Here is a 201-nt window from a genome sequence, read left to right as displayed (position 1 = left end):
GGAGCTTGTAAAGGCGCAGAAGCTCCCTAAGGCTGCCGGTGCTGAAAATACGTTCATCGCAGATCCTCATAAGCTTGGAGAAACGATGTACAGCGAATGGGGAAAGTACGTAGATCATGCGAATCATGAGCTCAGTGAAATCGCGCAGAAGTTTGCCTGGTTCCATGCTGGAATTACTCTGATTTGACATGGGCTGCATCG

1 protein-coding gene is annotated in these 201 nt (G+C 49.3%); it reads left to right on the top strand.

The features are described 5' to 3' along the window. A partial coding sequence (locus tag GCWU000341_RS12475; protein WP_009216428.1) for a hypothetical protein occupies positions 1–187 on the top strand: 187 nt, incomplete at its 5' end. Positions 188–201 lie beyond the last annotated feature (14 nt).

Origin of the sequence: Oribacterium sp. oral taxon 078 str. F0262 (assembly GCF_000160135.1) — a bacterium.
Classification (GTDB): domain Bacteria; phylum Bacillota; class Clostridia; order Lachnospirales; family Lachnospiraceae; genus Oribacterium.
The sequence above is the reverse complement of the archived record's forward strand: the minus strand, read 5'-3'. Positions and strand labels throughout refer to the sequence as shown.